Below are 14,101 nucleotides of genomic sequence, written 5' to 3' on the forward strand. Positions count from 1 at the left end.
GTTTATGATACCGTACGAGTTATGAACAAAGCAGTGGGAGGAGGATCTACTCTACAAATCATGCTCTCTGGCATCAGGTGAAACACAGATTCTCTCCTCCCATTTTACCCCGGCGTCCCAGGGTAGTATACAACATTCTTGGCCCCATGAGAACACAAGGTAATACAGAATTCGGCAAGACATATTGGATGGGATTTAAAGACCGAAAAACAGCACTTGATGACTTGCTTTTGAACAACTTAGAATTCACACATACGGCAACAAACATTTCCGAGAGAAATATTTATGCGAATTATAAAATAATCTTTCAGACACTTGAAGAGAAATTCCCGACACCGCATAAACTACAAAGATTTATTTCTTATTTAAGGCACAGGATATTTTTGATAGAAATAGAAATTGACAAAGACAAAGATGTTGCTATGGTTTTTGAAGTAATAAATGACCGTGGTGTTCCACTAAAACCTTATGAAATATTAAAAGGCAAAATTTTAAGTCAGATTGATATTAACGACCGAGAGAAATACATTGATATTTGGGAAAAACAAATTCGGAAAATTGAAGAATACGGAGAGCATGAGATAGACAATTTTTTCGGTTTCTATTTTAGAAGTAAATATGCTGAAAATGCTGAACAGTATAATACGCTTGACAAAACACGCTATCATAAATCAGTTTTTACTGACGAGTATGAGGCAAAGATTGGTTTGAAAAATAATGAAGGCAATGCGAGATTATTTGTAGAAAAAACACTCCCATATTTCGCAGACCTGTATATTACTCTACTTAAATATTACCATGATTACGACAAGGAATATGAATTCATTTATTTCAATGGCTTGAATGATATGGACGGACAATTTGTTTTGACATTGTCCTCAGTTGGCATTGACGATCCCGAAAGAGATGGGAAAACAAAACTCATACCTAAATATTTTGACAAACTGTTTGTTCTTTCTAATTTGACTGATAATCACAAGCCAAATGAATTTTATCCAAATATTATTGCACTCAACTCATCCATAAGAAACCAAAATATTGAAATTGCAAAAAATAATTTTGACGAGCAATTATTATCATTGGTGAAGAAAAAACACGAGAGAGAAAATTTAGATGAAGCATTCAAATACGAATTTTTCAAAAATGTTGGTTACAATAATTTAGGCAGAAACTTTTTGAGATATTTCTTTGCCCGAATAGACCATTACATAAGTGATTTTTCAGGCATCCCACAATACGGAACATATAAACAGTTGGTTGTTCAGACGAAAGGTGGCGATGTTTATCATATTGAACATATTTTGACAAATAGAGAAGAAAATGAAAAACTTTTTGGAGATGAAGAAGAATTTAATCTGCAAAGAAATAGGTTGGGTGACTTATTACTACTCAAAGGCAAGGACAATCAATCGTCTAATGATGAACTTTATTATGACCCCAAAGCGGAAAGCGACAAACTTAGAACATATAATGTGATTGGGACTTATTTCGCAAGGACGCTTTTACCTGACATGTATAACAAAAAAGTGGGGTTCAAAAAGTTTATTGAAGAAAATAATTTAAAATTTAAGCCGTATCCAGACAATTATACAAAAACCGAAATTGAAGAAAGACATCAATTACTATACGACCTTTCAAAAAGAATATGGGTGATAGGGACGGCATCAACTTGACAAGGTTAGGGAAAAAATCTAATCAATCCAGCCGACCGCAAAAAGCGCGGCGGCTGATTTTTGGCGTTGGGGGAGAAAGATAAATGGTCACGGCGGCCCTCGACCGAGCCGCTCAATGGGGTGAAATTCTGATGTGAAAATGAATGATGGTGTCGCTATATCGTTAATCATATAATTGTGATAAGTCACTTCACTGCACTAAAGTGGTTTGCAGATAGGAGCTGATCTAAGGGGTGGCACGGCCGAACAGCCGGAAATCGTGGAGCTGAAGATAGTGGACGCTATGTAAAAAATCGTCCCTTTTTCTGCTGTGTCCTTCGGTAAAATCTATGAATAGACAAATAATACTATCAAACGCAACTGTTCTTATTCATTCGACAATGCAGATTTCTTGGCATCTACTCTATTCCGGGATCAGGCGGGCGACTGAAGCTTCAAGCAAGAGCAAATCTGTATATAGCTGGTGATTCCGGTGAAATCGGCCAGTAGTTCCGGTTCAAATCCTATGATGGAAAATTGATAGAAAAATAGCCTTTAGTGGTTCTAAAAAATAGTGTATACTGCTAACATATAATGTGTCTGGTGAGATGATCATTGCAAAGTCATGGAGGGTAATATGAAAAAATTTCTGTTATGCATTATGATGTTATTTGTAACTGTATCCTCATGGGCTCAAGACCCCATTGATATCAAGGGGTGGAATAATACGTCTTGGGGAATGACTGAGGAGAACATAATACAATTATTTGGAGGGAAAATAACCAAATTTGCAAAACAAGAGGTTGATGATGGGAAATTCTATCGTAAAATTAGTCTTGATAACTTTAATATAGATGGTGTTAATTTTAATGCGGTTTTTGAAATGGGATCAGTGGATAATAGACTAAGACGCGTTCGTCTTATATGTGATCCTGCCATATCTCTACATTTTAGTAAATTTGAACAGTTATTAACTAGTAAGTATGGTCAACCTAAGAGTAAAGATGAGACTCGCACCGATAAATCCGCTTCATGGATGCTTCCCTCTACAAAGATAGATCTGGATTATAGTCACCTGAGTATTGGGGGTTACATAATGAATATTATTTACACCGATCAAAGTACCGTGAAAGAAAGTTCAGATAAATTATAGTGTTGATTACATAAAATGCGATCCCCGTCACCGCGTGATCCTATTATCTGATCCGGTAACGGTTGTTAAGTGGAGATTCCGGACCAAACCGGCCACCTGTTCCGCTCCAAATCGGCCACTGATTCCGCGATATTCAGGGGACATAATACCCATTAAAGTCATTGACCTGCTGATTAATCTGTATTGTCCCCCGGTGGTATAACAATCGAGGCTGGTTCATAATTTATCAAGTTTATTCCGCTGAAATCTGCCGGTCGTTCCCTATTGAAAAGGCAAGCAACAATACAGAAAAGGAGCATGTCACATGACAAAATCCGATTTAATCCGTGTGGCGGTTTTTGAAGGGAAACATATTCGTAAAATCATGCATTTGGACGAATGGTGGTTTTCTATAATTGATATTATTGAGGTGTTGACGGGGAATGACAGGCCTCGTAAGTATTGGAATGATCTTAAAAAAAAGTTGACTTCAGAAGGTTATGTTGAAGTGTCCGAAAAAATCGGACAGTTGAAAATGATAGCCCCCGACGGCAAGCTGCGCCTCACCGATTGCGCCAACATTGAGACCATGTTTCGTATAATCCAGTCAATTCCCTCGCCAAAGGTTGAACCGTTCAAGCAATGGCTGGCAAAAGTCGGCAGGGAACGGCTTGAGGAGATCGAAAATCCTGAGCTTTCCATGGAGCGGATGCAGGCGCTGTATGAGAAAAAAGGGTATCCGAAAGAGTGGATTGACAAACGGATGCGAGGGATTGCCGTTCGCCAGGATCTGACCGACGAGTGGAAAAATCGTGGAGCCAAGACCAGTCTGGAATATGCGATACTGACTAACGAGATCATGCAGGGGGCTTTTGATCTGAAGGTGGATGAATACAAACAGGTGAAAGGATTGGCGCGGGAGAACCTGCGCGACCATATGACCGATATTGAGCTGATTCTGACCATGCTTGGCGAGGCAACCACCACCAAACTGCATCGTGATCGGGATTCCCGGGGAATCGACCCGCTGCAGCAGGATGCCCAGGAAGGCGGCGCGGTTGCGGGCAGCACCCGCCGGGACATTGAAAAACGATCCGGCAAACCAGTGGTGACGGGTGATAATTTCAAGGGGCTGACCGGTAAAGGGAGAAAGAGAATAACGTAGGGATGTCGGGTAGGGGCACATTGCCAAGGTAAGGAGCTCACCGCCAAACGTCAGGAGCTCGATCCCAAACGTCAGGAGTCCGGCTTGCCAATAAGGACAGGCAGCAGCAGAATGTCTCAAGGAACTGGAGAGAATCGGGATTCTGAAACCTCAAAAAATAGGCAAGGAAACGCTTTTTCTGAACGTGAATCTATATGGACTACTGTCAAAATAACATGTCGATGACATCGACATGAAACAATAGCGTGTCGATTTTTGTTTATTTTGTGGACACGTTTTCCGGGCTTGGCCCCCGGGAGTATGATTAAAGTTTCGGCAATTTTATCAGACGTATTCATCTCGTGAGCCAACAATTCTATCCCCGATGGGGAGAGAATTGACAACCACCGGAAAAAGCTACCCGACGGGTAGCGAATTGGAATGGGCGCAATTAAACAACCCGAATTTTAATTCCATCGAATTCGATGGAATTAAAGCCAGGCAGAAGGTCGAAAGGAGTTTCTCAACCATGAGCAAGGAAATAGGGAAAACCGCCGGAGGTCATATTTCGCCTTTCGAGCGGATCAAGCGTACGAACGATGCAGGTATGGAATTTTGGTCAAGCCGCGACTTTGCCGGAATATTGGATTACGGCGATTATCGCAATTTTGAGGGGGTAATTGAGAAGGCCAAGTTGTCTTGTTTCAATAGTGGTTACCGTATCGAAGACCATTTCGTTGACGTCACCGAAATGGTCGCCATCGGTAGCGGTGCGGAACGACCTGTTAAAACCATCCTCCTGTCCCGCTATGCCTGCTACCTGGCTATTCAAAACGCCGATCCTAAGAAAGAGATTGTGGCGCATGGTCAAACCTATTTCGCGATCCAGACACGTCGGCAGGAATTAGCGGACGGGCGCGTCGAGGATGAGCGACGGGTTCTGTTGCGTGAAGAGATTCGGCGTCATAACGTTCAGTTGGCCGACGCGGCCAAGGGCGCGGGCGTCATCGAACCCATTGACTACGCCATTTTTCAAAATCACGGATACATGGGGCTTTATGGCGGACTGAAACAGGAGGACATTCACCGTCGGAAAGGTTTGAAAAAGAGCCAGAAGATTCTGGATCACATGGGCAGCACGGAACTGGCGGCGAACCTGTTTCGCGCGACCCAGGCGGAGGAAAAACTGCGCAGGGACGAGGTGAAGGGGAGAGACGCCGCGAACCGGACGCATCGCGAAGTCGGCGCAAAGGTGCGGCAAACCATCCGGGAATTGGGCGGCACGATGCCCGAAGAATTGCCGGTGGTTGAAAGCATCAAGAAGATCGAGACCAAACAGCGCAAGCAACTCGGCACGACTGAGACGCCCGCAAAGAAGAAAAGCTAGGACAAATAAAGGGAACGGTTGTATAAAAAACGTTAATTGCTGCCTGTTTCGTGTTAAATTAACGATGTTTTGACAAATATCAGTTAACCATGTATGGTTTTTTTATGGCAACAACGAATCCCGTAAAAAACATTCTCAAAGACCTTAAGGCCGAATACGACCGGCTTGCCCAGGGCAAAGAATCTTTACTGGCAATTATTGATGAAGCCGAGCTTTCGGAAAGCGTTTTCAATTCCAACGCAATCGAGAATTCGACACTGACGCTTAAGGAGACGGAGCGCATTCTGCTGGAGATGGAAGTTTCCCGTCATGTCTCAGTGCGGGAAGTTTTTGAAGCAAAAAATCTCGCCCGGGTGATGGAATATACCAAAAGCAAAGCGCAGGCAGCGGAACTTTCTCTGGAGATGATTCTGCTTCTGCACAAAATGCTGATCGGCAATATCAACGATGAGATTGCGGGGCGTTTCCGCACCACGGGCGAATACGTCCGTGTGGGAACCCATATCGCGCCGGCGCCTGAACAGGTTGTACAAATGATGGAGACAATTCTGCGGGAATTTGCCGCCGACCACATTAATTACTTTACCGACAAGATCGCAAAATTCCATCTTGATTTTGAAACAATCCATCCTTTTTGCGATGGCAATGGCAGAATGGGTCGCGTAATCATCAATTTCCAGCTCAGGCGCCTGGGTTTCCCCGGCATCATCATTCGGGATAAAGAGAAGCGGGTTTATTACGCCTCGTTTAATGAATACAGCAAAGCAAAAAATGCCAAAACAATGGAGAAGATTGTCACCCTCGCTCTGACGGAGTCGCTGCACAAAAGAATTACCTATCTGCGCAGCGAGAAGATAACCACGCTTGCCGATTGCGCGAAAACGGGCCGGAAATCGATCAACACCCTGCTTAACGCCGCCCGACGACAGACGATTCCGGCTTTCCGTGAAAAAGGTGTTTGGAAAATTGGCGTTTAGGGTGAATTGGGGACAGCCATTTATTTACGGTGAAGTAATCAGTGGCTGTCCCTCGTATCATAAAGGGGACCGGTATGAACCAGGTCGATTTAACCACGAAACACACAAAACAGGCGGATGAACGTTCTCTGCTTGATCGTGTCGTCCTGATTTTAGAGCAGGCTTGCGCCAATGTGGTCAGGGCGGTCAACAGCAGTATGGTGAAGGCCTATTGGCTGATTGGACGAGAAATAGTACTTGAGTTGCAAGCGGGCGATGAACGGGCGGAGTATGGCAAGCAGGTGATTGAAAATTTGTCGGAGCGCCTTACGAAAAGATATGGGAAGTGGTCCCTATATTACCGGATACTGCGGCTGCCGGCCCTCCAGCACATCTATGACCCCTTGGGCCACCATCGTCGCCATATTGTACAGGCTCTCTTCGGTCATCGCACAGAAATGCGGCGTAACGATTACGTTTTCCATGTGCAGCAGAGGATTTCCTGGCCGCGGCGGCTCCGGGTCATAGACATCGAGGGCCGCGCCAGCGATCTGCTTTCTTTGGAGCGCGTCAATCAGCGCAGCCTCATCTACTACGGTGCCGCGCGCCGTGTTGATCAGGTAGGCCTCCGGCTTCATCAGGGCCAGCATGCCCGCATCGAGCAGATGGCGCGTTTCCGCGCCTCCGGAACAATGAATGTTGATAAAATCGCATTGGGGAAGCATCTCCTTTAGACAAGACATTTTCTGCACTCCGTAACCGGAGAGCGTATCCTCATCCACGTAGGGATCATAGCCCAAAACGCGCATGTTGAAGGCCGCTTTCATTCTCTTCGCTACGGAGGAACCGATTCGGCCGACCCCGACCACGCCCAGCGTTTTTCCCCATAGATCGGCATTGATCAGCCCTTTTTGACGAGTCAGGATCGACATGGTCACTGTGTCGCTGAGCAGTTGTTCGGATTGCATCGCGGCATGTGCTTCAACGATTTTTCGCCCGAGACAGATGATAAAGCCGATGGCAATCTCCACCACGCTTTCCGTATTGGCAGCCGGGGTGTAAACGACCGCTATCCCCAAAGCGGCAGCCGCGGCGATATCGACGGTGTCATAGCCCACGCCATGCCGCCCGATCACAGCAAGCTGCGGCGCTGCTTCCATGATCTGCCGGGTAATCTTCGTATTCCTAACCACGAGGGCGTTGCAATCGCCGATTGCGCTCAGGATGCCTTCAAGATTTTGCGGCTGCGGATAGACCAGCTCCGCCTTTTTTGCCAGCATCGCCTCCCCTGCCGGGTGAATCCTCTCTACCAATATAATTTTGTTCATAAAAATTCCTCTGTTTGCATTTTTGAATCCCATCAATCATGGTTTGGCTTCCCGCATTTCGAATTCACGGTCCAAAAGCAGGACGGCCACCTCATCCCCCACGGAAACGAAGCTTCAGGCGCCATGAATATCAGCCCGTTTCCCTGAATCAGCGAGGAAAGTCGGCCGGAACTCTGATTGCCGGTGGTGGATATTTCACAGTAAAAACAGGGTTTCGCCCTTGAAAAAAATCGAAATGCCGTCCCCGACGTTCAACTGCAATTTTTTCAATACATAATCGGGGACTTCAATCTCCACAACGGTTACGCTTCCCGCAGGCATGAACAGCAGGGTATGGGAGGCGCCCTTGAGCAGGATGCCGGTCAGGATTCCGGCAAGCAGGTTCTCCTGAGAATGACTCGGGCGATCGGCTCTCAGCACCATGACATTTTCCGGTCTGATCCCCAATGTGCAAGGGGCGCCTATTGCGGGAGGTCGTAAGCGAGCGGCGCTCATTGGGATGGTCAGTTCCACTCCCAGCGAATCACAGGCGACATGCAGCGCCGATGCGGTCAGCGCTTTCACCCGACAGACAAAGATGTTGCCAATGCCGAAGAACCGGGCCACCTCTATATCCGCCGGTTTCTCGTAAACATCCCTCGCCGTCCCGGTCTGGCGGATGGCGCCGTCGATCATGACCGTGACCCGCTCGCCGAGGAAAAAAGCCTCCTCCATATCGTGGGTCACCATCAGTACGGTAAGCGAAAAGCGTTTCTGCAGCTCCTTGAGCAGATACCAGAGCTCCCGCCGCAGCCCCTGGTGCAACGCCGAGAACGGTTCGTCCAAGAGCAGATGATTGTTGCCGGCGGCGATCGCCCTGACTAAGGCAACCCGCTGCCGCTCGCCTCCGCTCAGATTCTTGATCGACCGCTGCATCAGCTCCTTGATGCCGACGGTCTCGATCAGCATCTCCACCATCCGGCCATGTTCCGGGTCTTTGACGCCCTTCATCCGCAGGCCGTAGAGGATGTTGTCCTCCACCGTTAGATGGGGGAAAAGCGCCAGATCCTGGGGGACATAGGAGATCCCTCGCTTTTCCAAAGGCTGGTATGTGATCTCTCTGCCGGAAAGCAGGATGCTTCCCCGCGAGGGTCTTCTCAAGCCGAGGATTGACTCCAGCAGCAGCGTTTTGCCGCTGCCGGTGGCGCCGACAATGACATGACAGCTCCCCTGATCTACCTTAAGTGAGATGCCGCTGAGGGAGAAATTCCCCGCTTGCACCGCAACGTCCCTTAACTCAAGCATGCATCCCCTTTTGGCCGATCAGCCTGACCGCATACAGGGTGCCGACGCCGATTGCCGTCATGATGAGGATCAGCACGACGGTTCCGTCGATATCGGCGGTGGAAAGCTTCATGAAGATCGCCACAGGCAGAGTTTCGGTTTTCATCGCCATCGTCCCGGCCAGCGTAATGGTGGCGCCGAATTCCCCCATGGCCTTCGCCCAGGAGAGGATAAACGCCGCAATCAGCCCCCGTCTGCACAAGGGCAGGGTAATATTGAAAAAGGCGGCGGCGGGAGAAGCGCCAAGGGTGCGCGCCACATCTTCGTAGCGCCTGGGGATCTCGTCCATCGCCGCCTTGGTCAGGCGGGTAGCGACGCCGAGCGTTGTTACGAACTGGGCAAGGATAATCCCGTTGCTATCGAAAACGAACTGCATCCCGCGGGTCTGTATCCAGTTTCCGAGCGGGTTGCTGAAGAAAATCAGGAGCATCGCGCCGAGGGCGGCGGGAGAGACGATCAGCGGCAGTTCCAGGATGGTGTCGATGGCATCCTTTCCCGGGAAGTCGCAGCGCGACAGTGCATAGGCTGACGGGACGGCAAGGGCGGTGGCAAGAAGCGCCGCCACGGTCGCCGAAAAGACGCTGAGGCGGATGGAAAAGAGCGTTCTTTCCGCAAGCAGGGTCTCCATAAACAGCCCGCCCCGGTAAAAATAAAACAGCGACAGCACCAGCACGGCAAAGAGCGCGAACGTGCTGAACGCGAAAAGAATCGAAACCCGGCGCAGGCTCATTTGGGTCGCCATTCCGCCGGCAGCGCATATTCGCCGCCGACCGGCTTTTTGGCGCCGATCCAGGCGCTCGCCTCTTCGGGAGACATGAAGTAATGGTACTTGCGATAGATCGCCTTTCCTTCTTCGGAAAGGAGAAAAGCGATAAACTGTCGGGCGCGCGCCTGGTTTTTGCTGTAGGATGCCAAGGCAACCGGGATATAGCCGATGCGTAATATTTCGCTTTTCTTCAGCGGGATGGTTTCAATCCGCGCCGGATCCCAGTGTTGAAAGACGCTCCAGCCGAGGACCGCATCCACCGCTTTCAGCGAGATGGCCGTGGCGGTTTTCTCGCAGCTTTCCGTGTAGTTTACCAGATTCTTTTTGAAGGCGGCCTTCTCGGCCGGGGAAAACTCCTTCTCAATGGTTTCCACCGCGTAGAGTCCGACGCAAACCCCTTCGGGATTGGCGATGGCCACCCTGATCCCCGGTTTGGTCAGGTCGCGGAGGTTATGAATTCCCTTGGGATTTCCCTTCTGCACGTTGATAGCCTGGACAAGGTAAGCCACCTTTTGCTCGGTTTCGGCAACAATCGCCCCTTTTTTCCTGGCAATCTCCATGAAATCCGATGAACCGGGAAAGTAGATGTCCCCCCTTTGGGCGAGCATCATCTGGGAAAGAACGAACCCCGAGCCGCCGAAAATAAGATCAACCCCGAGCCCGGTCTTTTTTTCAAAGGCAGCGGCCGCCTCCTCGGTCGGGGGCTGACTGGCGGCGCCGGCAAAAACCAGCAGGTCTTCTCCGGCATGGGCATTTGCACAAAAACCGGGCAGAGCCGATAAAAACAAAGCCGTCAACAAAACCAATCCATAACGCATGGATCATTTCTCCTTTCGCTGGTCATTCCCTGGATTAGGGAAGCTCCCTCCGCGAACCCGCGGGCAGGGTACGACCTGCAAGTCACCTCTTTACCCGTTATAACAAAACCGCATAACGGCGGTCATAAAAAAAGCTCCCGGAACTTGTCGTCGATCAGCTCCTTCATTCCCCGTTGCAGCGCGGTGAATTTATCCAGCATCAGCACCGCCTCGGGGGTTAGGGAAGAGGCCCCTCCGCCAACCCCCCCTTTTTGCCGGATTACCAGGGGTAAACCGAGTCGCTTTTCCATGGCATCAATGTACGTCCATACCTTGCGGTAGGGAATCCCCATCTCCTTCGCCGCAGCATTGATCGAACTTCCTTTCTGAATCAGGCGCAGCAACTCTTCTCGCCCCCGGCCGAAAACCGGCTCGCCGTCGATCTCCAGCCAGATTTTGGAGCGCACCTGTAGTGGGGACGCGGGGTCTCTCATTTCAGAAATTTCTCCTCGATAAAGTCAACGACCGCTGCCGCATCGTTAAGATCGAGCACCGGTACGTCGAGGGCGAGCGGCTCATCGCTTGCCACCGCCAAAAGCGTCGGATCGTTCTCCTCCCCCCGGCAGATCAGCGTGGCGCTCCGCTCTTGACGGTGCAGCTCGATTTTCGGCAGCGAACCATGTTTGAATCCCTCGGTCAAAACGATATCCACGTCGGTGCAGTAGGACTCGAGAAGTTCCGCAAGCGGCGGGGATGAGGAGTGTTTTTTCACGAGCGCCAGTTTTTCGGGAGAAGAGATCAGCATGATGTCGGCGCCGGCAGCGGCCAGGCGATAGCTGTCCTTCCCCGGGTGATCAATGTCGAAACGGTGGGCGTCATGCTTGATAACGCCCACCCGGTAGCCTCTCTGCTTCAACTGGGCGATGACCTTTTCCATCAGGGTCGTCTTGCCGGTGCCGGACTTTGCTACAAACGAAAGCGCCTTTACGGTCATGTGCAATCTTCCTTTCTGATTTTTTCGAACTCTTCGGGTGTATTTACGTTCGCAAAAGATTTTCCATTGCTGTTGAAATCAGCTATTTCTTCATCTGTTACATATCTCACCCTAATCCGGGGATAATAAGCGTACGCGCAGAAGTTGCCGCTTTCCAGAAGCGCCCGGATCGGCTCAAGGCAGCTTTTGGCGTAAACGGCGAAGAGCGGTTCCAATCCGCGCGCGGTACTTGGAACGACTGCGTCGAATCCCTCCCGGAGCGAACAGAGGATGAGGAGTATTTCCCGGTTGGGAAAGGGGAGATCGCAGGCGGAGACAAAGATATGCTCCGTTTCCGCGTAATAGAGCGCCGTATAGAGCCCTCCCAGAGCGCTGCCGGGATAGATGTCCGGCAAGACCGGAAGCTTGTACCCGGTGAAGCGCTCCGCTCTGTCGCCTGCCAGCACAACCCTTGCGAAACTTTCTCTGAATAAATCCAGCGCTTGCTCGAACAGGGGTTTGCCGGCAATGGGCAGGAAGGCCTTATCGCATCCCATGCGGCGGCTCTTTCCTCCGACCAGGATGACGCCGGTTATGTCACGGCGGAGGCCCTGATCCGTGAACGCCTCTTTATAATAGTTTTGCCTGCCAGCACCCTTATCGGAAAGGGCCGTCCGAACAGCACACATAATCCGCACCTTGGATGTTTTCTTCTTAGTGGATTTACAAAAGCCGAAGCCTTATAACAAAAACGCACAACGGACGGCAACAAAAAAATTACTTGATAGATTCGTAAATACTCAGGTTGTTTAGACTGTCTTATGTTAGGACTGCGCAAAGAACGAATCAATGACCCCAACCCACCTAAACACAGAGCGCTGAACGGTTAATTTTTTCTTGACTTTTGCGTTTTCAAATAGGATAGACTCCGCCTCTCAAACCGATTGCACCCCAAGGGGTCGTTTTAGCAACCAATTTGCGAATATGAAGGAGGATTAATGAGTAATTACGATAATATGTCAACGGGGCAGATTCTTGAAGCTGGCGCCCGGCAGGTACCTTCGAAGGTAGCGGTAATAGATGGGAAACGTCGCGTTACCTATCAAGAGCTGAACAACCTTGCGGACGCATTTGCCGCGAGCCTGGCTGACCAGGGATTCAAAAAGGGCGACCGGGTTGTCATGTATATGAAGAATTCCCTGGAATTCATCGTCATTTTTTACGCCCTCCAGAAGCTTGGGGTAATTGTGGCCTGGGCTAATCCCAGTTACCGAAAAACCGAGGCTCATTTTATCCTCTCCAACTCGGAGGCGAAGGCGGTTTTTGTTTTCAAGGAATGGGAAGGCTATAACTATCTCGAAGCTTTACTGGAACTAAAAAACGAATTGCCACTGCTCCAATCCATTTTTGTGGTGGGAGAAGCAGAGGTTGCAGGGGTATATACTTTCGACGCCATGATCAAAAATGGTCAGGGAAGGACATATTCAAAACCTGAGATCAACCCTCAAGCAGATCTCTCCATGTTTATTTACACCTCCGGAACAACCGGAATGCCCAAAGGGACCATGATTACCCAGGCCCAGGCGGCGAAAGCAGGGATACAGTATGCCCTCGGCGTCGACGCTTCTTCGGAGGATGTCTTTATCGGCTTTCTGCCCATGTGTCACTCCTACGGTTGCGGCTCCATCCTCATTCAGCCCTTCCTGCTTATGGCCAGCGTTGTTTTGCTGGAAAAGTTCAGTTGCAAGGATGCCTTTGAAATCATTCAAAGGGAGCGCGTCACTCTACAGCTTGGCTCGCCGGCCCACTACCTGATGGAGCTGAATAATCCGGATCTGCACAACTATGACCTTTCCTCCCTCAGGGCCGGCTTGATTGCCGGACAGATTGCGCCGGAGGGACTGATCACCAAAGTGCACAACGATATGGGCGTTTATCTGACCACTTTTTGGGGCGCTTCCGAAGTGGGCCCGGGTTTGGGCATCATCTGTCCTTATCCTTCTCCTCTGGAGACAAGAGAAAAATATATTGGCCTGCCCGTCGCCGGTACAGCCGTGCACGTGGTAGATCCACTGACCAAAAAGGAAATGCCGGATGGGGAAATCGGAGAGCTTGCCTTGTCCGGCTGGCACGTAATGAAGGGGTACTGGAAAAACCCGGAGGAAACGAGGAAGCAGATCGTGGACGGCTGGCTTTTCATGGGCGATCTTGTTTCCAAGGCGGCGGATGGCTACCTCAAAATCCATGGACGCATCAAGGATTTGATCAACCGCGGCGGTTTCAAAATTTCCCCCTATGAACTGGAATCCATTATGATGGAGCATCCCGCTGTGGAGCAGGCGTGCGTTGTCGCCACCCCGAATCCTGTTCTCGGTGAAAACATTTGCGCGTGCGTCATTATCAAGCCGGGGGCAACGTTGAGCCTGAAGGAGCTGCGAGAATTTCTCAAAGGCAAGGTCGCCCCCTTCAAGCTTCCTGACGAACTTTGCCTGTTGAATGACTTTCCCCGTCTCTCCGGGGGCGTCAAGATCAACAAGTTTGGCAAGGGCGGTCTCGTAGAACTGGCTCAGCAGAATGAGAACCGCGAAAAAGCCAGGGCTTAGGGTCTGGATTGCGAGGCCGAACACCCCCTTGACAACAAAT

At 49.6% G+C, this 14,101-nt stretch carries 13 protein-coding genes and 1 pseudogene; 7 read left to right on the plus strand and 7 right to left on the minus strand.

Annotated features, from left to right (window positions below):
* The first annotated feature begins 188 nt into the window (after positions 1-188).
* The 6 genes and pseudogenes from M0P74_06045 to M0P74_06070 all read left to right on the plus strand — a co-directional run bounded on the left by M0P74_06045 (position 189) and on the right by M0P74_06070 (position 6,564).
* Complete coding sequence (locus tag M0P74_06045) at positions 189-1,673, plus strand: DUF262 domain-containing protein (GenBank protein ID MCK9363145.1); 1,485 nt, start codon at positions 189-191, stop codon at positions 1,671-1,673.
* Positions 1,674-2,289: 616 nt separating this feature from the next.
* Positions 2,290-2,805, plus strand: coding sequence for a hypothetical protein (locus M0P74_06050; protein ID MCK9363146.1), 516 nt, complete (start codon positions 2,290-2,292; stop codon positions 2,803-2,805).
* 304 nt (positions 2,806-3,109) lie between these two features.
* Positions 3,110-3,949, plus strand: a complete 840-nt coding sequence (locus M0P74_06055) for a Bro-N domain-containing protein (protein ID MCK9363147.1) — start codon at positions 3,110-3,112, stop codon at positions 3,947-3,949.
* Between the two features lie 508 nt (positions 3,950-4,457).
* Positions 4,458-5,315, plus strand: a complete 858-nt coding sequence (gene dinD / locus M0P74_06060) for a DNA damage-inducible protein D (protein MCK9363148.1) — start codon at positions 4,458-4,460, stop codon at positions 5,313-5,315.
* 104 nt (positions 5,316-5,419) lie between these two features.
* Complete coding sequence (locus M0P74_06065; protein ID MCK9363149.1) at positions 5,420-6,292, plus strand: Fic family protein; 873 nt, start codon at positions 5,420-5,422, stop codon at positions 6,290-6,292.
* Between the two features lie 197 nt (positions 6,293-6,489).
* Positions 6,490-6,564, plus strand: a pseudogene (locus M0P74_06070) (hypothetical protein).
* 60 nt (positions 6,565-6,624) lie between these two features.
* Here M0P74_06070 and M0P74_06075 read toward each other — a convergent pair.
* The 7 genes from M0P74_06075 to M0P74_06105 all read right to left on the minus strand — a co-directional run bounded on the left by M0P74_06075 (position 6,625) and on the right by M0P74_06105 (position 12,147).
* A complete protein-coding gene (locus tag M0P74_06075) occupies positions 6,625-7,599 on the minus strand; it encodes a hydroxyacid dehydrogenase (GenBank protein MCK9363150.1) in 975 nt (324 codons plus the stop codon).
* A 195-nt stretch (positions 7,600-7,794) separates the two neighbouring features.
* Positions 7,795-8,883, minus strand: a complete 1,089-nt coding sequence (locus M0P74_06080; GenBank protein ID MCK9363151.1) for an ABC transporter ATP-binding protein — start codon at positions 8,881-8,883, stop codon at positions 7,795-7,797.
* On the minus strand, positions 8,876-9,652 hold the full coding sequence (locus tag M0P74_06085) for an ABC transporter permease (protein MCK9363152.1): 777 nt from the start codon (positions 9,650-9,652) through the stop codon (positions 8,876-8,878). The genes M0P74_06080 and M0P74_06085 overlap by 8 nt, the downstream gene beginning before the upstream one ends.
* Positions 9,649-10,506, minus strand: coding sequence for an extracellular solute-binding protein (locus tag M0P74_06090; GenBank protein MCK9363153.1), 858 nt, complete (start codon positions 10,504-10,506; stop codon positions 9,649-9,651). Before M0P74_06090 ends, M0P74_06085 begins: the two co-directional genes overlap by 4 nt.
* 122 nt (positions 10,507-10,628) lie before the next feature.
* Positions 10,629-10,979, minus strand: coding sequence for a LysR family transcriptional regulator (locus M0P74_06095; GenBank protein ID MCK9363154.1), 351 nt, complete (start codon positions 10,977-10,979; stop codon positions 10,629-10,631).
* Positions 10,976-11,479 (minus strand): molybdopterin-guanine dinucleotide biosynthesis protein B, encoded by a 504-nt coding sequence (mobB, locus tag M0P74_06100; GenBank protein MCK9363155.1) that lies wholly within the window; start codon positions 11,477-11,479, stop codon positions 10,976-10,978. The genes M0P74_06095 and mobB overlap by 4 nt, the downstream gene beginning before the upstream one ends.
* On the minus strand, positions 11,476-12,147 hold the full coding sequence (locus M0P74_06105; GenBank protein ID MCK9363156.1) for a molybdenum cofactor guanylyltransferase: 672 nt from the start codon (positions 12,145-12,147) through the stop codon (positions 11,476-11,478). The genes mobB and M0P74_06105 overlap by 4 nt, the downstream gene beginning before the upstream one ends.
* Before the next feature lie 309 nt (positions 12,148-12,456).
* On the opposite strand from M0P74_06105, the gene M0P74_06110 reads away from it, so the two are divergent.
* Positions 12,457-14,061: an acyl--CoA ligase gene (locus tag M0P74_06110; GenBank protein ID MCK9363157.1), complete on the plus strand. Its 1,605-nt coding sequence runs from the start codon at positions 12,457-12,459 to the stop codon at positions 14,059-14,061.
* The last annotated feature ends 40 nt before the right edge of the window (positions 14,062-14,101 follow it).

The sequence above is a fragment of the Syntrophales bacterium genome, from assembly GCA_023229765.1.
Classification (GTDB): Bacteria; Desulfobacterota; Syntrophia; order Syntrophales; family UBA5619; genus DYTH01.

What these genes read in the sequence shown, in the direction of transcription:
- M0P74_06105 (MCK9363156.1), bottom strand. Translation starts at nt 12,147, where the DNA reads ATGTGTGCTGTTCGGACGGCCCTTTCCGATAAGGGTGCTGGCAGGCAA.
- mobB (MCK9363155.1), bottom strand. Translation starts at nt 11,479, where the DNA reads ATGACCGTAAAGGCGCTTTCGTTTGTAGCAAAGTCCGGCACCGGCAAG.
- M0P74_06045 (MCK9363145.1), top strand. Translation starts at nt 189, where the DNA reads ATGGGATTTAAAGACCGAAAAACAGCACTTGATGACTTGCTTTTGAAC.
- M0P74_06080 (MCK9363151.1), bottom strand. Translation starts at nt 8,883, where the DNA reads ATGCTTGAGTTAAGGGACGTTGCGGTGCAAGCGGGGAATTTCTCCCTC.
- M0P74_06075 (MCK9363150.1), bottom strand. Translation starts at nt 7,599, where the DNA reads ATGAACAAAATTATATTGGTAGAGAGGATTCACCCGGCAGGGGAGGCG.
- M0P74_06065 (MCK9363149.1), top strand. Translation starts at nt 5,420, where the DNA reads ATGGCAACAACGAATCCCGTAAAAAACATTCTCAAAGACCTTAAGGCC.
- M0P74_06095 (MCK9363154.1), bottom strand. Translation starts at nt 10,979, where the DNA reads ATGAGAGACCCCGCGTCCCCACTACAGGTGCGCTCCAAAATCTGGCTG.
- M0P74_06055 (MCK9363147.1), top strand. Translation starts at nt 3,110, where the DNA reads ATGACAAAATCCGATTTAATCCGTGTGGCGGTTTTTGAAGGGAAACAT.
- M0P74_06050 (MCK9363146.1), top strand. Translation starts at nt 2,290, where the DNA reads ATGAAAAAATTTCTGTTATGCATTATGATGTTATTTGTAACTGTATCC.
- M0P74_06110 (MCK9363157.1), top strand. Translation starts at nt 12,457, where the DNA reads ATGAGTAATTACGATAATATGTCAACGGGGCAGATTCTTGAAGCTGGC.
- dinD (MCK9363148.1), top strand. Translation starts at nt 4,458, where the DNA reads ATGAGCAAGGAAATAGGGAAAACCGCCGGAGGTCATATTTCGCCTTTC.
- M0P74_06085 (MCK9363152.1), bottom strand. Translation starts at nt 9,652, where the DNA reads ATGAGCCTGCGCCGGGTTTCGATTCTTTTCGCGTTCAGCACGTTCGCG.
- M0P74_06090 (MCK9363153.1), bottom strand. Translation starts at nt 10,506, where the DNA reads ATGCGTTATGGATTGGTTTTGTTGACGGCTTTGTTTTTATCGGCTCTG.